General features: G+C 60.9%; 23 protein-coding genes. 11 read left to right on the forward strand and 12 right to left on the reverse strand.

Annotated elements, in window-relative coordinates:
* Nucleotides 1-113: 113 nt before the first annotated feature.
* The 3 genes from AC1DNW_RS05820 to AC1DNW_RS05830 all read left to right on the forward strand — a co-directional run bounded on the left by AC1DNW_RS05820 (nucleotide 114) and on the right by AC1DNW_RS05830 (nucleotide 3,984).
* The gene (locus tag AC1DNW_RS05820) at nucleotides 114-1,520 is read left to right on the forward strand and encodes a DUF1254 domain-containing protein (RefSeq protein ID WP_113311346.1); all 1,407 of its coding nucleotides are present in this window, start codon (nucleotides 114-116) and stop codon (nucleotides 1,518-1,520) included.
* Nucleotides 1,521-1,533: 13 nt separating this feature from the next.
* Complete coding sequence (locus AC1DNW_RS05825; RefSeq protein ID WP_113311347.1) at nucleotides 1,534-2,565, forward strand: DUF1254 domain-containing protein; 1,032 nt, start codon at nucleotides 1,534-1,536, stop codon at nucleotides 2,563-2,565.
* Between the two features lie 153 nt (nucleotides 2,566-2,718).
* Entirely contained in the window at nucleotides 2,719-3,984 is a 1,266-nt protein-coding gene (locus tag AC1DNW_RS05830; protein ID WP_113311348.1) for a hypothetical protein, read from the forward strand.
* Between the two features lie 71 nt (nucleotides 3,985-4,055).
* Here the strand turns inward: AC1DNW_RS05830 and AC1DNW_RS05835 are convergent, their stop codons facing one another.
* The 4 genes from AC1DNW_RS05835 to AC1DNW_RS05850 form a co-directional block, all read right to left on the reverse strand.
* Entirely contained in the window at nucleotides 4,056-5,879 is a 1,824-nt protein-coding gene (locus AC1DNW_RS05835; RefSeq protein WP_477852181.1) for a TPR end-of-group domain-containing protein, read from the reverse strand.
* A 130-nt stretch (nucleotides 5,880-6,009) separates the two neighbouring features.
* Nucleotides 6,010-6,702, reverse strand: coding sequence for a substrate-binding domain-containing protein (locus tag AC1DNW_RS05840; protein ID WP_113311350.1), 693 nt, complete (start codon nucleotides 6,700-6,702; stop codon nucleotides 6,010-6,012).
* A 16-nt stretch (nucleotides 6,703-6,718) separates the two neighbouring features.
* Nucleotides 6,719-7,426, reverse strand: coding sequence for a DJ-1/PfpI family protein (locus tag AC1DNW_RS05845; protein ID WP_113311351.1), 708 nt, complete (start codon nucleotides 7,424-7,426; stop codon nucleotides 6,719-6,721).
* A 48-nt stretch (nucleotides 7,427-7,474) separates the two neighbouring features.
* On the reverse strand, nucleotides 7,475-8,080 hold the full coding sequence (locus AC1DNW_RS05850; protein ID WP_113311352.1) for an alpha/beta hydrolase family protein: 606 nt from the start codon (nucleotides 8,078-8,080) through the stop codon (nucleotides 7,475-7,477).
* A 136-nt stretch (nucleotides 8,081-8,216) separates the two neighbouring features.
* Between AC1DNW_RS05850 and AC1DNW_RS05855 the strand changes: the two genes are divergently transcribed.
* Both AC1DNW_RS05855 and AC1DNW_RS05860 read left to right on the forward strand, forming a co-directional pair.
* The gene (locus tag AC1DNW_RS05855) at nucleotides 8,217-8,759 is read left to right on the forward strand and encodes a P-loop NTPase family protein (protein ID WP_477852183.1); all 543 of its coding nucleotides are present in this window, start codon (nucleotides 8,217-8,219) and stop codon (nucleotides 8,757-8,759) included.
* Between the two features lie 259 nt (nucleotides 8,760-9,018).
* Nucleotides 9,019-9,402: a VOC family protein gene (locus AC1DNW_RS05860; RefSeq protein ID WP_113311353.1), complete on the forward strand. Its 384-nt coding sequence runs from the start codon at nucleotides 9,019-9,021 to the stop codon at nucleotides 9,400-9,402.
* Between the two features lie 176 nt (nucleotides 9,403-9,578).
* Here AC1DNW_RS05860 and AC1DNW_RS05865 read toward each other — a convergent pair whose 3' ends face one another.
* Nucleotides 9,579-10,784 (reverse strand): MFS transporter, encoded by a 1,206-nt coding sequence (locus tag AC1DNW_RS05865; protein WP_113311354.1) that lies wholly within the window; start codon nucleotides 10,782-10,784, stop codon nucleotides 9,579-9,581.
* A gap of 326 nt (nucleotides 10,785-11,110) precedes the next feature.
* Between AC1DNW_RS05865 and AC1DNW_RS05870 the strand changes: the two genes are divergently transcribed.
* Nucleotides 11,111-11,665, forward strand: coding sequence for an NUDIX hydrolase (locus tag AC1DNW_RS05870; protein ID WP_113311355.1), 555 nt, complete (start codon nucleotides 11,111-11,113; stop codon nucleotides 11,663-11,665).
* Nucleotides 11,666-11,871: 206 nt separating this feature from the next.
* Here the strand turns inward: AC1DNW_RS05870 and AC1DNW_RS05875 are convergent, their stop codons facing one another.
* On the reverse strand, nucleotides 11,872-12,366 hold the full coding sequence (locus tag AC1DNW_RS05875) for an SRPBCC family protein (RefSeq protein ID WP_113311356.1): 495 nt from the start codon (nucleotides 12,364-12,366) through the stop codon (nucleotides 11,872-11,874).
* A complete protein-coding gene (locus AC1DNW_RS05880) occupies nucleotides 12,356-12,709 on the reverse strand; it encodes a helix-turn-helix domain-containing protein (protein WP_113311357.1) in 354 nt (117 codons plus the stop codon). Before AC1DNW_RS05880 ends, AC1DNW_RS05875 begins: the two co-directional genes overlap by 11 nt.
* Nucleotides 12,710-13,005: 296 nt before the next feature.
* Between AC1DNW_RS05880 and AC1DNW_RS05885 the strand changes: the two genes are divergently transcribed.
* The 3 genes from AC1DNW_RS05885 (at nucleotide 13,006) to AC1DNW_RS05895 (ending at nucleotide 15,130) form a co-directional block, all read left to right on the forward strand.
* Nucleotides 13,006-13,761 (forward strand): SDR family oxidoreductase, encoded by a 756-nt coding sequence (locus AC1DNW_RS05885; RefSeq protein ID WP_113311358.1) that lies wholly within the window; start codon nucleotides 13,006-13,008, stop codon nucleotides 13,759-13,761.
* A 92-nt stretch (nucleotides 13,762-13,853) separates the two neighbouring features.
* Complete coding sequence (locus AC1DNW_RS05890) at nucleotides 13,854-14,258, forward strand: cupin domain-containing protein (protein ID WP_477852185.1); 405 nt, start codon at nucleotides 13,854-13,856, stop codon at nucleotides 14,256-14,258.
* A gap of 119 nt (nucleotides 14,259-14,377) precedes the next feature.
* Nucleotides 14,378-15,130 (forward strand): SDR family oxidoreductase, encoded by a 753-nt coding sequence (locus AC1DNW_RS05895; RefSeq protein WP_113311359.1) that lies wholly within the window; start codon nucleotides 14,378-14,380, stop codon nucleotides 15,128-15,130.
* A 126-nt stretch (nucleotides 15,131-15,256) separates the two neighbouring features.
* Here AC1DNW_RS05895 and AC1DNW_RS05900 read toward each other — a convergent pair whose 3' ends face one another.
* Nucleotides 15,257-15,703, reverse strand: a complete 447-nt coding sequence (locus AC1DNW_RS05900) for a MarR family winged helix-turn-helix transcriptional regulator (RefSeq protein ID WP_477833134.1) — start codon at nucleotides 15,701-15,703, stop codon at nucleotides 15,257-15,259.
* Nucleotides 15,704-15,771: 68 nt separating this feature from the next.
* On the opposite strand from AC1DNW_RS05900, the gene AC1DNW_RS05905 reads away from it, so the two are divergent.
* The gene (locus AC1DNW_RS05905; RefSeq protein WP_113311361.1) at nucleotides 15,772-16,143 is read left to right on the forward strand and encodes a VOC family protein; all 372 of its coding nucleotides are present in this window, start codon (nucleotides 15,772-15,774) and stop codon (nucleotides 16,141-16,143) included.
* A 73-nt stretch (nucleotides 16,144-16,216) separates the two neighbouring features.
* On the opposite strand, the gene AC1DNW_RS05910 is transcribed toward AC1DNW_RS05905, so the two are convergent.
* Nucleotides 16,217-16,561, reverse strand: a complete 345-nt coding sequence (locus AC1DNW_RS05910; RefSeq protein ID WP_113299701.1) for a winged helix-turn-helix domain-containing protein — start codon at nucleotides 16,559-16,561, stop codon at nucleotides 16,217-16,219.
* Between the two features lie 107 nt (nucleotides 16,562-16,668).
* On the opposite strand from AC1DNW_RS05910, the gene AC1DNW_RS05915 reads away from it, so the two are divergent.
* Nucleotides 16,669-17,415 carry a glucose 1-dehydrogenase gene (locus AC1DNW_RS05915; protein WP_113311362.1) on the forward strand — a complete coding sequence of 249 codons (747 nt, stop codon included), beginning with the start codon at nucleotides 16,669-16,671 and terminating at the stop codon, nucleotides 17,413-17,415.
* Between the two features lie 56 nt (nucleotides 17,416-17,471).
* Here the strand turns inward: AC1DNW_RS05915 and AC1DNW_RS05920 are convergent, their stop codons facing one another.
* From AC1DNW_RS05920 to AC1DNW_RS05930, 3 genes are all read right to left on the reverse strand, one after another.
* The gene (locus AC1DNW_RS05920; RefSeq protein ID WP_113311363.1) at nucleotides 17,472-17,972 is read right to left on the reverse strand and encodes a GNAT family N-acetyltransferase; all 501 of its coding nucleotides are present in this window, start codon (nucleotides 17,970-17,972) and stop codon (nucleotides 17,472-17,474) included.
* 256 nt (nucleotides 17,973-18,228) lie between these two features.
* Complete coding sequence (locus AC1DNW_RS05925; RefSeq protein WP_113311364.1) at nucleotides 18,229-18,696, reverse strand: DUF4168 domain-containing protein; 468 nt, start codon at nucleotides 18,694-18,696, stop codon at nucleotides 18,229-18,231.
* Between the two features lie 300 nt (nucleotides 18,697-18,996).
* Complete coding sequence (locus tag AC1DNW_RS05930) at nucleotides 18,997-20,145, reverse strand: helix-turn-helix domain-containing protein (protein ID WP_477852187.1); 1,149 nt, start codon at nucleotides 20,143-20,145, stop codon at nucleotides 18,997-18,999.
* Nucleotides 20,146-20,376 lie beyond the last annotated feature (231 nt).

Raw genomic sequence — 20,376 nt, forward strand, 5'->3', positions numbered from 1 at the left:
ACGTGCTCCGCGCTTACGGTCCGATTTACACCAGCATTTACCGTTACGTACTTCCGCCGGCGGTTTCAGCCGTGGCACCTTTCGGCCCTGGAAATCTGGGCCGGAGGTGACGCATGTTGCGCCTGGTATTTGCATTGACGATCGGCCTGCTGTCGGCGGGTGTGGCTGCCGCGCAGGATCATTCCGCGGCGCAGGAGGTGGAAGAGCGCCTCGCGCGCAGCCGGGCGACGGAAGCGGTGATCTGGGGCATGCCGGCGGTCAACACCCTGCTCATGTACGATCAGATGATCGCGGCCGGCGGCAAGACCGGCGAGATCATCTACTGGGGCCGGCCGCTCGACTGGCACAATCAGACGCTGACGCCCAATCCAGATACGCTCTATTTCATGGGCTTCTATGATCTCGGCAAGAGCGGCCCCGTCGTGGTGGAAATTCCGCCAGCCGGCGACGACGGCTCGCTCAACGCCAATTTCGTGACCCTGTGGCAGACCTCGCTGGAAGATGCCGGCCTGCTCGGCATCGACAAGGGCGCCGGCGTCAAGTTCGTGATCACCCCGCCCGGCTTCAAGGGCAAGCTGCCCAAGGGCGTCCAGCGGCTCGCGGCCGAAACGAATACCGGCTATTTCCTGATGCGCTCCAACCTCAGGAGCCATGGCGAGGCGGATGTCGAGAAATCGATCGCCTATGGCAAGCGCGTCAGGTTCTATCCCCTGTCCGCGATAAAGGCGCCACCGCAGACCGTCTACCGCGACGTCAAGGACGCCGATTTCGTTTCAACCATCAAATACGACCCGAGCTTCTTCACGCTGCTCGACCGTGTCGTCCAGAGCGGGCCATGGCTGCCGCGCGACCGGGCGATGATCGACCAGCTGCGCTCGATCGGCATCGAAAGGGGCAAGCCTTACGCGCCCGATGCCGCAGCGAGCAAAGCCCAGGAGGAAGGCATTGCCGATGCCAGGGCCTGGCTCGAGGCGCGCTACGAGGCCGGCTTTCCGGCCTTTTTCGAAGGCACGCACTGGACCATGCCGGCCCTGGCCGATGCCGTTCAGGGTCAGGCCACCACTTATGCCGAACCGGATAAATATGCCGTGGATGCGCGCGGCATCGCCTATACCTACGCCTATATCGCGATCAAGCGGCTTGGCGTCGGCCAGTTCTACCTGATCAACATCAAGGACAAGACCGGCAAGAGCTATGACGGCGCCCGCGCCTACAAGCTGCATGTGCCGGCCGATGTGCCGGTAAAGCAATATTGGTCTGTCACCGTCTACGACCGTGAGACGCACGCGCTTTTGAAGGGTGCCGATCGCGCCAGCCGCGCCTCCAATGCAGCCGATGTCAAGAAGAATGCCGACGGGTCGGTGGACATCTATTTCGGGCCGAAGGCGCCGGAGGGCATGGAAACGAACTGGGTGCCGACCATTCCAGGCCGCCAGTTCGAACTGATGTTTCGCCTCTATGCGCCAACGCAGCGCCTGTTCGACAAGGCCTGGACGCTGGCGGATGTGGAGCCGATGTAAGGAGATCAAAGTTATGACCGCGAAGAAGACAATTCTCACCGCCGCGTCGGTGGCTCTGCTCCTCATGACGGGGGCAGCATCCGCCGCCGATGCCATCAAGGTCACGCCGGATAATTTCGCGCGCGCCGAAACCGACATGTACATGGCGGTCTCGGCCGGGGAAGCCGGGCTCGGAAAGCTTTTCCACCGCCGCGAGCCCTTCGATGTGAAACATCAGACGGTCATTCGCGGCAACCGCGATACGCTCTATTCCAGCGCCGTCTTCGATCTCAATGCCGGGCCGGTGACGATATCAATGCCGGATGCCGGCAAACGCTTCATGTCGCTGATGGTCATCGACGAGGATCACTATGTGGTCGATGTCTCGCATGGCGCCGGCAGCCACACGCTCACCAGGGATGGCGTCGGCACGCGTTATGTCTTGGTCGCCGCGCGCACGCTGATAGACCCGACCAGAGCAGGCGATGCCGACGAGGTGCACAGGCTGCAGGATGCCATCAAGATCGATCAGCCCGGCGGGCCGGGTACGCTGGACATGCCCGTCTGGGACAAGACGAGCCAGGATGCCGTGCGCAATGCGCTGCTGGCGCTCAATGCGTCCATGGGCAGTTTCAACAAGGCCTTCGGCAAGAAGAGCGAAGTCGATCCCGTTCATCACCTCATCGGCACGGCCGCCGGCTGGGGCGGCAATCCCGACAGCGAAGCGACCTATCTGAGCGTCACGCCCGAGAGAAACGACGGCAAAATCCTCTACAGGCTGCATGTTCCCGGTGACGTGCCGGTCGACGGTTTCTGGTCGATCAGCCGCTACGACGCGGCAGGTTATTTCGTCGAGAACCCGTTCAACGCCTATTCGGTCAACAATATCACCGCCGCCAAGGGCGCGGATGGTTCCGTCGACATCCAGTTCGGAGGCTGCGACGGCAAGCTTGCCAACTGCCTGCCGATCGAGGCCGGCTGGAACTACACGGTCCGCCTTTACCGGCCGCAACAGGCCATACTGGACGGAAGCTGGAAATTCCCGGCTCCGCAACCGGTGGATTGAACGGCAGCGATGCCGCTGCCTCGAAAGACCTCTCCTCAATCCCTAACCTGTGGATGTGATTATTGTGACAATTCCCAACTTTAACGAGCCGACTGGGGAATTGTTAATGCCAGGCCGTTAACACCCGCCACCATCGCAATGATGGATGAGAGCATGCGGCCAAATATTGATTGCAAATCTCCAGGTTCGAAGCTGGGTTATACGACGCTTGGAATATTGGGACTCGCCTTCCTCACGACCGGACCATCGCCGCTTCGGGCGCAGGATACAGCCCCTGCGCCAATCGCTGTCAACGCCGGAACCGTCGGCGAACGCGTGCAGGCTTCAACCGAGGCGCTGGTGCGGATGTTCGATTTCGGCGCGGATTTAAGCCCGAAAACGCTCATCAAGACCTTGCCTGGCGACTGGGCGATATTGCCGCCGGATCACGGCTTGCCCGCAAGCAAACTGAAGACGTGGTGCAAGTTCAACGGCATCAATCTCAAGCAACCCGATCCACGCTATCCGATCTTTGACGGTTCGAGGGGCCGGGAGGGCAGCTCAAGGCGATTTGAATTGCGCCTGTCTGTTGGTGCAGCCATCTTTTGGATCTCCAATGTTCAGGATGAGATGCATGTGCTGGGCTATGACAATCCCGAAGCCAATGAAGTGGCACGCATGCGGCGCAATCTGGTCATGCAAAACAGCGTTCAGCAAGGCGAGGTGTTTCCGGTAAACGATGATGTGGTCGGTTTTATCAATCCAGCCACTTCCACTACGCCAACTTTCCTTGTGCGATGCCCGGGTGAGCCCGAGGATACAGCAAGGACCGCGCAGAATATCCAAACCGTGAAGACGATCGCGGAGACGATAGCGCAACGGGCTGCATTCCTGTCATATTCCCCGGATGGGTCCGTTCCCTTCGTCAGCAAGATGCAGGGCAACTGGACATTGGTCGATGAACCCGCCCGCCCCGAGGTGCGAAACAAAACACTCGCTGACCTGTGCCATATCCGCCGCATCGAGATGCGGCCGGACCATCAGCCTCTGCCAATCCTGACCGCGCATGTCGCCGACACGTCTTCCGAGCAGGATCGCCCGGCGCCGGCGTCACAGGATGAGTTCGAATTGCGCCTCGCCGGCGACGGTGAACTGTTGCGGGTGGCCCTGCATGATCCGCTGGTCGAGGTGAAACAGGATCCCGAACGCTTTCGCGTTCCACCCGCTGAGAAAGACAACCTGGTTGCCAAACGCCTCCAACAGGCAGCCGTTGCGCGCTACCGCCAGGCGACATTGTCCTTCGTAATGCCGGTGACGCTTGTTTCGATCGACGACGACACGTTTATTGAAACGCCGAAGAACCCATGGAGCCAGGCTCCCAGCTACGGCACTGGGCCTGCGGCCTTCAAACGCTATTGGATGAGATGCCCTGAAAACTGACCTGCTGCAATCGTCGCCGTGCCCGCCGGAGATCCGGCAAGCGGCGACGACAGGACGGGCGGGGTCTTCGGTCATTTCGCAGTCGGCGAAACCTGATCCCGAAGATGCGCCCTCGCCGCGAGCATGATCTCGGAAAAACGCGGCAGCGGGCGCAGGCTGTCCAGGTCATTGTCGTTTTCCATCCAGACCAGCAGTTCCGAGCTCATCTTCGGCGCCATGCGTTCCAGCACATCGAGAGCGGCTTGCGCATCGCCGCTGATCGCCCAGGCACAGACGAGGTTTGACTGGAGCTGGATATTGTCAGGCTCCAGCAGGCTGGCACGCGAGGCCCATTCGCGGGCTCGCTCGTGATCGCCGAGCAGCGCCAGGATGCCGGCTCCATGCCCGATCGCACCGCTATGGTCGGGCTCGGCCGCCACGATACGCTCGATGCGCACCAGCGCGCGGCGGCAGGCATCCAGCGCTGCCGGCTCGTCGCCCTTGCCCTGGTAGCACTGGATGACCATGGCGGCGGCATTGTAGTCTCCGGGGGCGAGTGCTGCGGCCCGCTCGAAATGGCCTATGGCATCGTCGAACCGGTGCTGCATGACGAAGGTGCGCCCGGCGGCGAGGTTGGCGGTGTAGTCGTCGGGGTCGAGCTGCAGGGCGATTGCACTCTGGCGCTCGGCCTCCCCGAATTGTCCCCTGTAGAGAAACAGCAAGGCCTTTCCGGCATGGGCGCTGGCAAGCTCGGGATCGAGTTCGAGGGCGCGGTCGATTTCGAATTCGCCCGTCTCGGCGCCGCCGGCGCTGCGCCTTTGGCGATTGAGCGTTTCGCCGAGAAGCGCCCAGGCACGTGCGTTACCCGGCTCCAGTTCACAGACGCGGCGGCAGAGGCGGATGATCAGCGGCAGGTGTCGCTCCGACCCGCTGATATTGTATTCCCGTGCCAGAAGGAACAGCTTGTACGCCTCGGGATCGGTCGGCCCGGTGCGCTCCAGCGCCTGGCGTTCCGAAGGCAATAGCCGCAGCCTCAGTGCCTCGACGACGGATTTGGCGAGATCCGACTGCAGCACCAGCACATCCTTGATGTCCCGGTCAAAGCGCTCGGCCCAGACGGTCGTTTCGTTCGACCCGTCGATCAATTGGGCGGAGAGGCGGATTCGCTCCCCCGCCTTGCGCACGTTGCCCTCCAGCACATAGGCGACATTGAGTTGTTGGGCGATGGCACGCGCGCGCTGGGCCTTGATGCTGAAGGATGTCGCGCGGGAAACGACCGTGAGAGCCGAGAGCTTGCTGAGGTCGATGATGATATCCTCGGTCACGCCGGCGCTGAAATAATCCTGCTCCGGATCGCCGCCGATATTGGCGAAAGGCAGCACGCAGATGCCGATCCGCTCGCGGCTGGCGGAAGCCTGTGCCGGCGCCTCGTCCTGGATGGCGAAGGCGCGGATGGGGCGCTCGATGTTCTTGAGCGAGATCGTCCCGAGGTCTTCGAGAGCGACATTCAATTTTCCCGCCACGTGTTCACGCACCGTTTCGGAGAGCACGATACCGCCCGGCTGGGCTAGGGCCTGCAGCCGCGCTGCGATATTGACGCCCTCCCCGAAGAGATCGCCGTCATCGACGATCACATCGCCCAGATTGAGGCCCATGCGGAAGCGAAGCGTCGGATCGGTTGCCGAAGCCGCGCTCTGAAGCGCAATGGCGCACACGGCCGCGTCGACCGCGCTCGCGAACTCGATGAGGGCACCATCGCCCATCAGCTTGACGATGCGGCCATGGTAACGCGCCAATGCGGGATCGAATGCCGCAAAGGCCGCCTTGACGCGCAAGAGCGTGCCGGCCTCATCGCGCCCCATCAGCTTGCTGTAGCCGGCGACATCGATACAGAGAACGGCAGCCAGTTTGCGCATACAACCGTACCAGTGAGTTGAGTGCTGGCGGAAAGCCCGGGATTGCCCAGGGTCAGTCCATCACATCACGGCATTGGAGACAAGCGAGCGAAGGTGCCCCGGAAACGCCTGTGCAGAGGAGCTTGATCGTTCAGCGGCATTCAAGGCCCTTTGCCGTCAGGATGTCATCGACCTCTGCCGACGCCAGAAATTCCGACAGGGTTCCGGCGGCTTCGGCATTGGTCGCATCGGTGCTGATACCGGTGGCAAAGTCGATATAGCTTTGCAGCTCGTCCGGAAACCGGCCGACAAGCATGACCTCGGGCGCAGCGGCAAGGATCGACGTCACGGGAACGACGCCGAGCTCTGCCTCCCCGCGTCCGACAGCCGGCGCCGTCCGGCCGCCTTCGATGGCGACAAGCCTGGGCTCGATCTCACCGTCCATTCCGAGCCGCTTCAGCAGGCCGGTGAAATAGGCGCCGCTGGTTCCGTCACTGGCATAGGCGATCGACCGGGCGGTCGTAAGGGCATGTTTGAAGGCTTCCACCGAGCCGATCTCGGGCGCACGGGTGCCCGATCGGACCGCCACTCCCATCGCTATCCGCCCGAAGGCGACCTGGCTTCCCGCCCTGATCTTGCCGAGCGCGGTCAGATCCTCGACATGATCCGGATTGGTGATGACGAGATCGAAAGCTTCGCCCGCCTCGATCTCTTTCCTGATCGCCGGATTGAGCGCCCATTTGACCGCCACCTTCAATCCCGTGGCCGCTTCGAACCGGGGAAGGAGAGCAAGGACGGCGGGCCGAACCGCAATGGCGCTGAAAAGCCGTATCTCCCCGCTCATGGCCGAGCCTCCCTTTTCAACCCAGCCGCTCCAATGCCGCCCGCATTCCGCTATGCGCCGCATCATTTCGCTGCAGCATCAGCGCCTTCGCCGCCTCGCCTGCCTTGTCCGGATGGCCGGCATTGAAGGGCGGCGACGGATCATATTCGATGCCGAGCTGGATCGCCCGCGCCACATCGGCGCCGGCAAGTTCCGCAACGATGGAAAAGGCGAAGTCGATGCCCGCCGTCACCCCGCCCGAGGTGATGATATTGCCGTCGCGCACGATGCGCGCCTTTTCATGGGTGGCGCCCACCAGGGGAAGCAGGTCGGTATAGGCCCAATGCGTCGCCGCTCGCCGACCCCTGAGCAGACCGCTGGCACCCAGCAGAAATGCGCCGGTGCAGACCGAGGTCGCATATTGCGCCTGCCTGCCCTGATGGCCGATGAAATCCACCGTCTCGGCATCGCCCAGCGCCTCGACGACCCCTGCCCCGCCGGGCACGCAGATCAGGTCCAGCGCCGGGCAGGTCTCGAATGTTTCGGTCGGCAGGAAGCTCAGGCCCCGATCGCTCGGCACCGGCTGCAGGCTTCTGGCGATGACATGCGTCCTGGCGCCGGGAAACCTCGAAGGCGCCGAGAGCGAAGGCGGCGTCGAGAGCCTGCTCAGCACTTCGAACGGCCCGGTGAAATCGAGCTGCGTGATGCCGGGAAAGATCACGAAACCAAGGTTGAAATCAGCCATGCCACATCTCCTCCGAAATGATGCATGCGAATCCTGGGCGAAATCATCTCACTTGCGGCCGATGGCTGCAATGGGCGACAGCAGGCTCGTGAAACTTGCCGCCATCCAGGACGCTGCCAAAGTGAGGTCGGCATCATCGGGTGCGAGGCCGTGTCCGGCCTCCAGCGCATGATGGGTGACATCGGCATTGGCCGCGGAAAGCTGCTCCGCAAGCTGCAGGGCATGGCGCGGCTGGCGCCTGCTGTCGTTGAGGCCCGACAGGATGAGCACCGGCTTTGCCGATAGATCCGGAAAGGCGAAACCCTCCGAGATCACCTGCGGGCGCAGCAGGATCGCACCGACGAACAGGTGCGGCGCAACGGCAAGCAGAGCCGTGGCAAAAATCGCCCCGCTGGAATATCCGACAGCGAGCATCGTCTCACTGCCGGATGCGCAAACGAAGCCGGCGGGGGACACGCTGTCTCTCGCGAGGTCCAGAAGCTCTTCCTCGGGTATGCTGAAATCCGGGCGGCGTTTGAAAAATGTGAAACCGTCGCCATCGGGGAAAGTCCCCTCTGGACAGATAGACGAAACATCAGGCGCGAGTTTTTCAATAAAACTCCGGATGAAGGCCGGGTGGCCGGACGACCCGTGAAGGCCGAGAAGTGCAAACATCAGGTCGTTCCGATCAAGTCGACCGCGGTCATGACGGAGGCAAGGAATCCGAAAATATCGGCGGAGGTAGACATGGTGGCGGGCCGCGGCCAAAGTCAATGCATGTAGCAGGCTCTCAAGAGCGCAGGAGCAACCGTTGAACAAAAGACTATCCGCAGACCTCCACCGGATCCTGATCTTCGGAAATGGCGGAACCGGAAAGACATGGCTTGCTCGCAAGCTCGGAACCTTGCTTGAGCGTCCGGTCATTCATCTCGATGATCTGCGCTGGGCTCCGGGCTATTACGGCATTGCGCGGGACAACCAGCTTGTCGCCAACGAAGTGATCGACGCAGCCAAAGCCGACATCTGGTTGATGGAGGGCGTTTACGGCTGGCTGGCAAACGTCGTCCTGAACCGGGCGACATCCCTTGTCTGGATCGATCTGCCGGAAGACGAATGTATCGCCAATGTCAGGACCAGAGGCATTCAGGGCGGTGAGAGCCAAGAGGCTTTCGAAGAGCTGATCAAATGGATCGGAGAATACCGTCTGCGCAATAACTCCACCTGCCATGCGGCGCATGCGCGATTGTTCGGAGCCTTTGACGGGCCGAAGATCATCCTCACGAACCGGGCTGAAATCGGCTCGTATCTGGAGAGCCTGAACCACAGGATTCCAGGCGATATCACCGGGGAGTGACCAGGCATCGTCCGCCCATCGGCATCGAACATTCACCACGCCTACAAGGTCCCGGCCGGGACGCTATATCCGGTTCTGCACTCCATGAAGAGGAAAGTTCATCTCGCCTCGCGAACCGAGCGAGTGGCCGAACATATCGCCGGATAGACAAGGCCACACCCTATGTCGTGGCAGGTCTGAAGATGGCCGGAGTGCCGTTTCGCGAGGGCTTCGGCGAAATCAATTCATGAGGGAGCAACGACCTGAAGGAGGAATTGATATGGCTACTGTCAGCGTTCGTTACATCGTCGACGACGTCGATGCAGCGATTGCATTCTATACGCAGTCGCTCGGCTTTACGCTCGCCATGCATCCGGCTCCGAGTTTCGCCATGCTGACCAGAGGCGATCTTCGCCTGCTGGTGAACGCAACGACGGGACCGGGCGGCGCGTCCCAGCCCATGCCGGATGGACGCCGGCCTGCACCCGGCGGCTGGAACCGCATCCAGATAGAGGTCGACAATATCGAAGCCGAGGTCGAACGCCTGCGCACATCAGGCGCCAGATTTCGCAACGACATCGTGCCGGGGATAGGCGGCAAGCAGATCCTCGTCGACGACCCCGCGGGCAATCCCATCGAATTGTTCGAGCCGCCCCAAAAGTAGCTTGCGGGACTCCAAGTGGCCGGAATACGCGCGCTGGCCTTTCGTCAACGGTGGGCATAGCCCTAGCCAACGATCCGGAACCGAAAGACGACGAGTGTTCATTCGCCGTCGATCTCTACTGCTAGTAAGATCCCGATAGCGGCCATTCCAGAGAAGTCGAAGGCGTGCCGCCTCGCTTACTCTTTCAAAGACACATGCCGTGCATCAATCCTGAGGAGGAATGACGCGCCGATGGTGATCACACCTATTGTCGCGAAGGTAAGCGGCAAGCTGATTTCGGCCAGCGCGCCCGTGACCATGCCCATGGCGGCAACATAAGCACCGCTCAACATGCTGATGATGGACAGCACAGTCGTTCTTCTGCTGCTGTCGATATGGCGATTGATGTAATCCGAGAAAATGGGACGTTGCAACGTGGCGGCCCCGAAGGTCGCTACGAAGGTCAATACCGCAGGCCACGAAGAGCTGCTGAAGGCCAGTGCGATGTATAGCAGACCGGGCAGCAATGTCGCAGTGAACAGCGCCCAACGGATGCCCAGGATGCGCTCCAGGACATGGGCGAAGTGACTGCTGGCCGCGCCCAGCAAGGATCCCAGCGCCAGACTCAATCCCAGCCAGTCCGCACCAACACCGGCGGCCAGCAGGTGAGGCTGATAGAAGGTGATAAGATAGGCCGTCAACGGATTGGCGAGGACCGACAATGCAACGATCCGCCGGAGTTTGCGGTTGCTGTACAGGAGGAACAGACCACTGGACAGGATTGCAAATGCGCCCTCTTCCTCGCGCGCAATGTCGTCTTCAGGCTCCCGTAGAAGCAACGAAACAAGGAGAGCGATGGCGACAGAGCCGATGGTCATGACAATCAGGTAGATATAGCTGTTCATGGTCAGATCGCGGGCGATATGCCCGCCTACCACTGCCCCGGCAATCATCGCCAACTGCGCTGAGGCACCGTTCTGCCCCATGACCCTTTGCATTGAGCCTTCCTGGTTACGCTGCCTGAGCGTATCGTACATGATCGACTCGAGGCAGCCGGAGGAGAAGGCGAACCCGACGCCTCCGAGGACCGCGCTGGCGACGAAGAGCGGATAGACGTCCGCATAAACGAAAACGATCTCGCCAGATAGCTGCAGCGCCAACGCCAGAACGATGGCCCATTTGCGCCCGATCCGATCAGCCAGGATACCGGATGGAACCTCCGAAACCGCCATAATGATGACGACTACTGCCCAGAGCGAGTTGATCTGGACGAAGTCCAATCCTCGTCCCTGGTAATAGAGAGTGGCGATAGGATGGTAGAAATATAGTGCGCCGAAAAAGGCTATCGCATGAAGCGCTGCAATATTGCCTCGAAAGCACGAGGCGAAGGATGAAGAATGCATGTAGACCTGCCGGCATCAAAGAGTTCGGATCGTCAAACGCTTTGAGTTACAGACCTGCCATGCCACCCCTCCGTTGCTGATTATCAGCGTTGCATGAATGGCTTGGCGACGCAACCGGCTTGTCCGTCGCGTCAAAGAACTGCGGCCGCCTGCTCGGTTCCCGTGGCAAGGCCGTTTCGCCACATCTTTATCTTTGACGGCCGTCTGACATCTACCGTTCCTCACAAAAAGCGGACGGCAACCCACCCCATCTCGGCCATTCGCGTTTTAGGGGTTCACGGCGTAGTGTTCGAAAATCCGGCAGTTCGAAACAGGGGAATTTTTGAATGGACGACGCGTGGAAGGTGCTCGAATCCAGGACGATCCTGCAGGATCGCTGGCTGAATCTACGCGCCGACGACTGCCTGACGCCTGACGGAGTGAGGATTTCTCCCTATTACGTGATGTCCTATCCCGATTGGGTCAATATCGTTGCGATCACCCCGGATGACCGCCTTTTGCTCGTTCGCCAATATCGGCATGCGGCGGGCAGGTTCTTCCTGGAAATACCGGGAGGCGGCCTCGACGCACAGGACGTCGACAGCGAAAAGGCAGCCCGTCGCGAACTGGAGGAAGAGACGGGGTACATTGCCCAAGACTGGCAATTGATCAGCAGCCTTTATCCGAACCCGGCCTCTCACACGAACCGTCTTCACACCTATCTCGCAACCGGCGCCGAGCGCAGGCACCAGCAACGCCTCGATGCCGGCGAAGAAGGGCTGACCGTTCATGCCCTTCCCATACCGGAGGTGCTGGACGGGTTGCAGGCCGGCCTGATCGGGCAGGCTCTTCACGTGTCGTCTATTCTTCTGGCGCTCCGGGTCGCCGGACGGCTGAGGTAATAAGCCGGGCACGTTGCCGATCCCTGGGGCCGGGCGGCCTTTGAGAAAAAGACCCCTCCCCAACCCCTCCCCACAAGTGGGAGGGGCTAACCCGCGGCACCGCCTCACACCTCCGAAACGTCGAATTTTGGGAAAGTCGGTGCGGCAAGTTAAGCCCCTCCCCCTTGTGGGGAGGGGTCTTCCGGACCGGCAGATCGACGCTGTTATCACCGTCCCGCGACGAGCGTGACGAGAAGCTCGTCCAGTTGCTCGAACTGCTCGGGCATCCCGCCCTCCGCCCCGGAATTGGCGTCGAACGCTTCCTTCGAGGGATAGAGTTCATGCAGCACCAGCAGCGTCTTGCCGTCTTTTTCCGCGAAAGTCACCGTGGTGATGGCAGCGTCATCGCTTTCCTCATTCGTCCAGACCAGGCGCGCGTTCGGTATCACTTCGAGATACTTGCCGAAGAATTCCATGGCGCTCGAGGCATCGTGGCCAAACGCAATACGGTAGCCGCCTCCGACGCGAACATCCATGCTGCAGGAAAGCATGGGCACGCCCATCGACTTCGGCGCCCACCACCGCATGAACAGCTCGGGCTTGGTCCACGCTTGAAACACGATATGTGCCGGACCGTTGAAGGTTCTGACAACGACGAGCTCACGCTCGGACGTCCGTTCCACCGTCGTGGGGTTCTTCATGGGGGTAGGCTTACTCTCCATCGACCTTCTCCTTCCGTTTCAGTTCCTCGACAACCTTGTCCAACTCGTCGAAGCGCGCGTCCCAGAGCTGGCGATACGCCTCGATCCATGCCGCCTCTTCCTCCAGCCGGCGCAGGCCGAGCCTGCAGGTCCGTACGCGCCCGATCTTCTCAGTGGTGACGAACCCCGCCTGTTCCAGGACGCCGACATGCTTCTTCATGCCCGTCAACGTCATCTGGAACGTCTCGGCAAGGTCCGTGATCGAAGCGTCAGCGCGCCCGAGCTGCTCCAGAATACCGCGCCGGGTGGCGTCCGAGAGCGCGGCGAACGAGGCATCGAGATGGGCTTTTGCATACTGAACCATTCGGTTCAGTATCTAACACATGGATGGGCGGCATGCAAGGGAACCAACCGGGCTGCGCCGGTGGCCGCCTCCCCTCAAAACCGATCCCGCATTTCGCCAATTCCGGTTGCCCCTGATCTCATATGGGAACAATATACCCCCGCGATGCGAGATCGCCCCTCGGCGGAAGCCGACCGTGGCGACGACAGTCGATGTGTTTCACTTGATCCAAGCATGGAATTTCTCGCGGCTGTGTCGGCTTTCGCGATCGTAACCTGGAACTCCGGCCCAAGAGGGTCGCGGGAGGAGAACGCGTTATGAAAATCGTCCTTATCGGAGGCACCGGCCTCATCGGATCGAAGACCGCAGCGCGCCTGCGCGACAAGGGCCACGAGGTGCTGGCCGCATCCCCGAAAACCGGCGTCAATACCATTTCCGGGGAAGGACTGGTGAGCGCGCTGGCCGGGGCCGAAGTGGTCGTCGATCTTGCAAACTCACCGTCCTGGGAAGATCAGGCGGTCCTGGACTTCTTCGAAACATCGGGCCGCAATCTGCTCGCCGCAGAACGCGATGCCGGCGTAAAACATCATATCGCCCTGTCCATCGTCGGATCGGAACGGCTGCCGGAGAACGGCTATTTCAGGGCCAAGCTTGCCCAGGAAAGGCTCATCAAGGGATCGTCGATCCCGTACACGATCATTCATTCGACCCAGTTCATGGAATTCTTGAAAGGCATCGCCGACGAAGCGACCGTCGGGACTGTTGCCCGGCTCTCTCCTGCAGCCTTCCAGCCCATAGCGTCTGATGACGTTGCCGACATCGTGGCGGACGTTGCGCTTGCAAGGCCGATCAACGGGATGATCGAAATTGCAGGACCGGAGCGCTTCCCCATGAACGAGATCATCGGCCGTTACCTGAAGGCGATCAATGATCCGCGGGCCGTCGAGGCGGATGTTCACGCGCGCTATTTCGGGGCTGAACTCGATGATCGCTCGCTCGTGCCCGGCGAGGGTGCGAGGCTCGGCAAGATCGGTTTTGCAGACTGGTTTCGCCAGTCTGCGCAATCCAGGTAGCGTGAGGCTCCCGGCAACCGGGCCACGCGATCTTTCAATGGCTTGCGGGCTCGAAACGCATTTTTGCAACGGCAACGAAGAGGGTTACGATAATGAATTTTGCCCTATCCGCATTGCTGGTGTCAGCCAGCATCTGTCTCTCCGCCACTGTGGCTGCCGCCGCCGAAGACACTGCCAAAGTAACATCGCTCATGAGCAAAAACCTTCCCGACTATCCGGGCAAGGAAGGGCTCATGATTTCGGTCGAATACGGGCCGGGAGGCTCCTCGCCGGTTCACAAGCACGAGGCGGACGCGTTCGTCTACGTTCTGGAGGGCTCGATTGTGATGCAGGTCAAGGGAGAAAAGGAAGTTACCCTCTCTCCGGGGGATACGTTCTACGAGAGCCCTTCCGACATTCACCTGATCAGCCGCAACGCGAGCAAGACGAAACCGGCGAAGTTCATCGTCCTGCTGGTCAAGAAAAAGGGCGCTCCGGTGGTGATGCCTGTGAAATGACATCAGGCCTGCGAGCGCCGATGACGAAGCTTTGTGGTGCCGGCCCAACCAGTGCCGGCATTATCAGGGCTTTTTGATCGTTGCGATGCAGGGCGGGAACGAAAACACGGAGCGGATCGATGAAAGTTACGGTCATGGGAGCGAGCGGGCGCATCGGAACGCGCCTCGTTGAAAGCCTCCGCCAGGCGGGGGCCGAAGTCGTCCTTGCATCCCCCACGTTCGGAGTGAACAGCGTGACGAGGGAAGGCCTTAGGACTTCGCTCACGGGAGCGGACGCCGTCATCGACGTCACCAACGCTGCATCCTTCGGAGACAATTCCGCATTGGAGTTCTTCAGGACGTCAACCCGAAATCTCCTGGCCGCCTCTGCAGATGCAGGGGTCGGCCACTATCTCGCCCTGTCGATCGTAGGGACCCCTCGCCTCGTCGAGAGCGGCTATTTCCGCGCAAAGATGGTGCAGGAGAACCTGATCAAGGCGGCCCGGCGGCCCTATACGCTTGTCCACTCGACGCAATTCTTCGAGTTCATCAGCGGCGTGATCGACATGGCGGCGGACGATGACGGTATCCGGCTCCCTTCCGCCTCTGTGCGGCCGATAGCTGCTGACGACGTCGCGGAGGTGCTTACCCTGTTGGCTTTGGCGGCCCCGATGAACGATACGGTGGAAATAGCGGGGCCGGAGCAGTTCGCCCTCGATGAAATCGCCCGCATGCTCGTCGCAGCAAACGAAGACATGCGCCCGGTGATCACCGACGAGACCGCGCGCTACTATGGCGTCGAACTGAACGACGACACATTGCTGCCGCCTCACCCCGCCCATGTCGGTCCTGTCAGGTTCGAAGACTGGCTGAACCAGTCGATGGCCAGCTAAAGCATGTCGCGCAAAAGTGTGCGGCGGTTTTGCGATAACGACATGCGAAAAACAAAGACTTAAAGCGTGGCAAGCGAATCTGAAAGATCGCGACACGCTTTAGGGGTCAATCCCGGCCGGAGGACTTCACCGCATGGCGTCTGCTATCCGTAGCAAGGCTGCATATATGATCTCCGGATCACCTGGTGCGACGGCATTTCGGGCCAGGCCTTCGGCGTTGGCGACAATCTCGTGGGCCGCACGCAATGCTGAGCGCCCATCCGGCGTAAGTTCGGTCGTCAGGACCCTGCCATGGACCGGGTGGGCCATCCGCCTGATGAGGCCATCCCGTTCGAGTGTCGCTATGATGGACTGCATCGTCTGCGGTGTGACGAAAGCCCGCCGCGCAAGCTCCGCACTCGACAAGCCCGCGCTGAACTCAAGCCCCGCCAGCACCGAATATTGTGGCGTCGTCAATCCGATGTTTCGAAGCTGGGTGTCGAGATGGCCGCGCAGCGCTTGCTGCGCCCGCTTCAGCGCATACCCGAGCGAACGGTAGGTGTCATCAACAGGCGGATCAATCAGGCTGGACATATCAGGGCCCTTATACTATATCAGGGCCCTGACGATACTGCGTCAGGGATAAAAAGGAAAGATCGCTCATGCCTCGCCTCATTGGACCGGATTTCATCGGGATACAGACGAAGGATCTGGACGCCGCACGGACCTTCTATCGGGACATTGTCGGGCTTACGCCATCGGCAAAGGCTCCTCCGGGCGCGGTTGTTTTCGAAACGCATCCCATCCCATTCGCCGTCCGTACACCTATCGAGGACTTTGACGACACGCAGAAGCCAGGGGTTGGAATCGCGATCTGGTTTGGCTGCGACGACGCTGACGAATTGCACGCTCATCTGTGCGAGCGCGACGTGCGGATAGCTTTTCCACCGAAAGACGGCCCGTTCGGACGCTATTTCGCCTTCGTCGATCCATTTGGCTATACGATCACCGCGCATACCGTCCCGACAAACTGACGGCATCCAAAGAGCGCGGGCACTCCCACACTTCGGCTGCGTGCCGACGGCCAACGGCAACGTCCCAAGGTGGTCAGCCTGCGTTCGTTTCTTCCGGGGGCCGTCCATAAGCACCGAGAATGGCCGCGACTAGACCCGGGAATCGTTTATCGACTTCCTGGCAGCGCGAATGGTTGCGCATCTCCACGCCATGACGCTCGCCCCGGATAAGGCCGGCCTCACGCAGCACTTTCATATGCTGCGACAGCGATGATTTAGGGATGACGCGCCCGCCGAGATTGGAAAGCGCAGTGCATGTGCCGGTTGAACCGACGCCCGCGATCTGAGCGAAGATCGCCACGCGCTCCGGATCGGAGAGCGCATACAGGATCGCCTCCGGCTTCAAATCCTCGACGGCTGGATGAATGAGCGGTCTCATGAATTTTTATATAGGGCTACTTGAAATCAAGATCAACAGTTCCGTATTTCTGAACTATGGAACAATGCCGTCAACCCCGGCGGCAATCCAGGTCGAAAGGAATTGATATGTCGAAACTCGCTGGAAAAGTCGCCCTTGTGACGGGCGCCTCCAAGGGCATCGGTGCCGCCATTGCCAAGGCGCTCGCCGCGGAGGGTGCACACGTCGCGGTCAATTACGCGTCGAGCAAGGCGGGAGCAGATGATGTCGTCAAGACGATCGTCGCAGCCGGCGGCAAGGCCATCGCGGTACAGGGCGATGTTTCGAAGGCGGAACAGGCAAAGGGATTGGTCGACGCCACGGTCAAGGAATTCGGCCGTCTCGACGTGCTGGTCAACAATTCCGGCGTCTACGAGTTCGGGGCGATCGAAGAGATTACCGAGGAACACTATCACCGCCAGTTCAACGTGAACGTTCTCGGCCTGCTGCTGACCACCCAGGCCGCCGTCAAACACATTGGCGAAGGCGGCAGCGTGATCAACATTTCCTCCGTGGTGACCAGCATGGCTCCGCCCGCCTCCGCCGTCTATACCGGCACCAAGGGAGCGGTGGACGCCATCAACAGCGTGCTTGCCAAGGAGCTAGGCCCGCGCAAGATCCGCGTCAACGCCATCCTCCCCGGCATTGTCGAGACCGAAGGCACGCATACCGCAGGCGTCATCGGCTCCGATTTCGAGCACACCGCCGTGGCCCAGACCCCGCTTGCGCGCATCGGCCAGCCCGACGACATCGCCAAGGTCGCGGTCTTCCTCGCTTCTGACGATGCCGGCTGGCTGACCGGCGAGCGACTGACTGCCGCCGGCGGTTTTCGCTGATCGTCGATTGATACTGTGCGTGCTCTTTCATGGGGCACGCACCCTGCCCCCGTTGCTCAGTCGGGAAGCTCTTCCCAGACTTCGGAATAAGCCTTGAAGCCGATGCGCTCGTAGGTGGCTTTGGCCTTCGGATGATCCCAGGTATCCGTGTGTAGCCATACGCGCTCAGGTCGATGGTTCCATATCGCCCGCAGCGACCAATCCAGCAGATAGGGTCCGAGACGCCGGCCCTGGGCATCGGGGATCAGGCCAAAGTGCTTTAGCTCCACATCCCCCGCGCCGACGCCCGCAAACTCGCACAGCCCGACCGATCGTCCCTCGTGCCGCAAAATGTAGAGCGCCGTGGAACCGTCGCGCAGGAACGCCAGAAGTCCTTCCCTCGTCATCCGCAGACGCTCGTCCCATCGCAGGGGCGTCCCTATGGCTCGATAAAGGCGCAGATAATCGTCCGCATCAGGACGTTCCCTGGCGATAGCGGCGCCCGCAAGCGGAGACGACAGCGCAGCCCCGGTCGGAGGCGCAAGCTGTTCCATATATGTGACGAGAAGACGGACCATGGATGCGGGGGACTCAGCAACCGCCGATCGATAGCAGACCCCGTTGATGAAATCGACGTCTCACATGCCTTTGACGTCGCTCCTCCCTTTGCTGACGGGATGAAGGCCGCAGATCATGATAACAAGGCGCAAAGCGCGATACTCAGCGCCGATCGGGGGAGCCAGGCCAGAATGACGCTGACCTTGCCCCAGTAATCGAGGTGTACTCCTCGACGTAATCCTCTCCGATTTAAGGATTATGCAGTAGCCCGCAGCGCTATTGCTGCTGCTGCGCCGGCGGCGGGGTGCCGATCTTTTCCAGAACCTTCTTGGCAAGAGCCGGGTCGCTTTGTGCGGCTGTCAGAATCGTCGAGTATTCCTCGACAGAGATGTCCTTGGAGGCTTCGACGGTGTCGACCATCTGCTTCTTGGCTTCGTCCTGCAGCTTTTGCTTCGCAGCCTCGTCCTTCGTCGCGCCGATTTTGGCCGAATATTCCTGCCTGACCTTGTCGACCTGCAGATAGGCAACGGCAAAGGCCTCGATTTTCTGATCGCTGACAGGGGCGGCTGCACCATTGTCGCCGCTCTGCCCCTGCATCGGCGCCTGGCCCTGCATCGGCGCCTGGCCCTGCGCCGGCGGCTGCTGTTGCGCCTGGGCCATGTCCACGGCGGATGCCGGGCTGAAAGCAAGCAGGCTGAAGACCGCAGCGGTCATCGTTGCGACGGGTGTGTAACGAGTGATCATAGTCATTCCTTTTCACGTGCATGATTTGATCGGCAGCAGGACCGCCTCGGTCGATCGCTCAGCCGCTAGAGGCTGGCGAGGTCGCGACGATGGACCTTTAAGAGGGCACGGTGCGGCGGTGGCGGGGCAATTTGCTGACGATTGAGCGGCAGCTTTGTGACCGTCGACATGCCGGCCGGCGCGGATAAATCCGGTGCCAGTTCACGAGGCTGGCGTTCCTGGGAGGCCTCCCGCCGGGACGTTCCATCCGGAGATGGATCTCGGACCAGGCCGACTCAAGCCCTCTGCCATGACATCGGATCAGCCTGCAAGCGTTAGCCAATCGCCGATCGTCGTTCCATGATGCCGCGTGGAACGCGCAGCCGGAATGGCAGGGCGGTCGGTTGCCACGGTTCTTCGGACTTCGCGCGGGCTAAGCCCGAATTCGTGGCTGAAAGCACGCGTAAAATTGGCGGCGACGGCGAAACCGGCAGCCTCCGCAATCTCGGAGATCGGCCTGTTGTCGGCCGGGTTGCCAAGATCCGCATAGGCCTGCAGCAGTCGCCGTTTGCGGATATAATTAAGCACTCCCCCGTTCGCTTCGAACAGTTGGTAGAGCCGCGTGCGCGAGATGCCCAATGCGCGGCAAATAGCGTCGGGTGTCAGATTGTCTGATTGCAGGTTGAGGTGAATGTAGCGATGCGCCCGCTCCATCATTCCCACCCTGGCTTGGACTTGCCCCGTATCCGATTTTATGGATGAGGCAGCACATGCAACGACCATGTCGGCGATCGTCTGTATGATGCGCGGTACCTCCCCGGCCGTCAGGTTGCCCAGCTTCGTTTCCAGACCGGCGATATAGCTGACGAGCAATTCAGCCAGGCTACCGGACAGAAGCGTATTGTTGACACCCTGGAGAAGGCTTGCATCCACGGCCAGCAATTCATAGGGCAGGAAGACAAGCATGGCGTCGCAATCGGTCATCCGCCCGCGATAGGGATAACCGAGAGATCTGAAAAACACCTCGCCGGCACCGGTTTCCGTGACGTGACGGCTGACCTCGTTCCATATCCGGCCGCTGCGAGGCAGGCCGACGTTCCAATGGTCTATCGGGCTCGAACGGAGCATGGATTGATCGCGGACATAGCTATGCGCCTGGGCGCGCTGCTGGACGATGAGCATGCCGCGGAGATGCCAGCCGATCTGTTCGGCAAGAAACCCGTCGTCGGGTGATTTTCCATCCGGCAGATGGACACTGACGAGAGGCGCCATATGCGCACGCCAGGCCTGGAACTGGTCTTTCGGCGGCAAATCCCAAGTCGAGAAACGCAAGGGCACAAGCGCAGGCGCAGCATCCAGGCGTTGGTCCTTCTCCGTGGCCGGTTCGCGCGGCCAGCGCCGCCGCTCCAGGTGGGCCGGCCATGCCTGCCCCGCAGCGGGGTCATCTCCAGATCCAGAACCCGTAACCATCCAATCCCTCCAGCGTAACAACCGATCCGACCGGGCCGTTGAAACTGAGAGTGAACAATCGTTTTTGCGGCAAAATCGCCGCCGGAAACCGCCCTAGCCGGGAATCGGCGAGCAGCCACGTCCATAAGTTGTTTATCATACTCCCTTTGGAGCAGAAATGTACGGTGCGATAATTTTCAGGACGCGCGGATAACGACAATTGCGTCCCATGGCTGTATTTAAATAAGCACG

The sequence above is a fragment of the Rhizobium sp. 05L429 genome, from assembly GCF_056397645.1.

Excerpts from the sequence above, each read along its gene's own strand:
- AC1DNW_RS05845 (WP_113311351.1), bottom strand. The coding sequence starts at position 7,426 with ATGGCTGATTTCAACCTTGGTTTCGTGATCTTTCCCGGCATCACGCAG.
- AC1DNW_RS05860 (WP_113311353.1), top strand. The coding sequence starts at position 9,019 with ATGGCTACTGTCAGCGTTCGTTACATCGTCGACGACGTCGATGCAGCG.
- AC1DNW_RS05830 (WP_113311348.1), top strand. The coding sequence starts at position 2,719 with ATGCGGCCAAATATTGATTGCAAATCTCCAGGTTCGAAGCTGGGTTAT.
- AC1DNW_RS05870 (WP_113311355.1), top strand. The coding sequence starts at position 11,111 with ATGGACGACGCGTGGAAGGTGCTCGAATCCAGGACGATCCTGCAGGAT.
- AC1DNW_RS05890 (WP_477852185.1), top strand. The coding sequence starts at position 13,854 with ATGAATTTTGCCCTATCCGCATTGCTGGTGTCAGCCAGCATCTGTCTC.
- AC1DNW_RS05905 (WP_113311361.1), top strand. The coding sequence starts at position 15,772 with ATGCCTCGCCTCATTGGACCGGATTTCATCGGGATACAGACGAAGGAT.
- AC1DNW_RS05850 (WP_113311352.1), bottom strand. The coding sequence starts at position 8,080 with ATGTTTGCACTTCTCGGCCTTCACGGGTCGTCCGGCCACCCGGCCTTC.
- AC1DNW_RS05875 (WP_113311356.1), bottom strand. The coding sequence starts at position 12,366 with ATGGAGAGTAAGCCTACCCCCATGAAGAACCCCACGACGGTGGAACGG.
- AC1DNW_RS05925 (WP_113311364.1), bottom strand. The coding sequence starts at position 18,696 with ATGATCACTCGTTACACACCCGTCGCAACGATGACCGCTGCGGTCTTC.
- AC1DNW_RS05840 (WP_113311350.1), bottom strand. The coding sequence starts at position 6,702 with ATGAGCGGGGAGATACGGCTTTTCAGCGCCATTGCGGTTCGGCCCGCC.
- AC1DNW_RS05880 (WP_113311357.1), bottom strand. The coding sequence starts at position 12,709 with ATGGTTCAGTATGCAAAAGCCCATCTCGATGCCTCGTTCGCCGCGCTC.
- AC1DNW_RS05885 (WP_113311358.1), top strand. The coding sequence starts at position 13,006 with ATGAAAATCGTCCTTATCGGAGGCACCGGCCTCATCGGATCGAAGACC.
- AC1DNW_RS05820 (WP_113311346.1), top strand. The coding sequence starts at position 114 with ATGTTGCGCCTGGTATTTGCATTGACGATCGGCCTGCTGTCGGCGGGT.
- AC1DNW_RS05920 (WP_113311363.1), bottom strand. The coding sequence starts at position 17,972 with ATGGTCCGTCTTCTCGTCACATATATGGAACAGCTTGCGCCTCCGACC.
- AC1DNW_RS05900 (WP_477833134.1), bottom strand. The coding sequence starts at position 15,703 with ATGTCCAGCCTGATTGATCCGCCTGTTGATGACACCTACCGTTCGCTC.
- AC1DNW_RS05825 (WP_113311347.1), top strand. The coding sequence starts at position 1,534 with ATGACCGCGAAGAAGACAATTCTCACCGCCGCGTCGGTGGCTCTGCTC.
- AC1DNW_RS05895 (WP_113311359.1), top strand. The coding sequence starts at position 14,378 with ATGAAAGTTACGGTCATGGGAGCGAGCGGGCGCATCGGAACGCGCCTC.
- AC1DNW_RS05835 (WP_477852181.1), bottom strand. The coding sequence starts at position 5,879 with ATGCGCAAACTGGCTGCCGTTCTCTGTATCGATGTCGCCGGCTACAGC.
- AC1DNW_RS05910 (WP_113299701.1), bottom strand. The coding sequence starts at position 16,561 with ATGAGACCGCTCATTCATCCAGCCGTCGAGGATTTGAAGCCGGAGGCG.
- AC1DNW_RS05930 (WP_477852187.1), bottom strand. The coding sequence starts at position 20,145 with ATGGTTACGGGTTCTGGATCTGGAGATGACCCCGCTGCGGGGCAGGCA.
- AC1DNW_RS05865 (WP_113311354.1), bottom strand. The coding sequence starts at position 10,784 with ATGCATTCTTCATCCTTCGCCTCGTGCTTTCGAGGCAATATTGCAGCG.
- AC1DNW_RS05915 (WP_113311362.1), top strand. The coding sequence starts at position 16,669 with ATGTCGAAACTCGCTGGAAAAGTCGCCCTTGTGACGGGCGCCTCCAAG.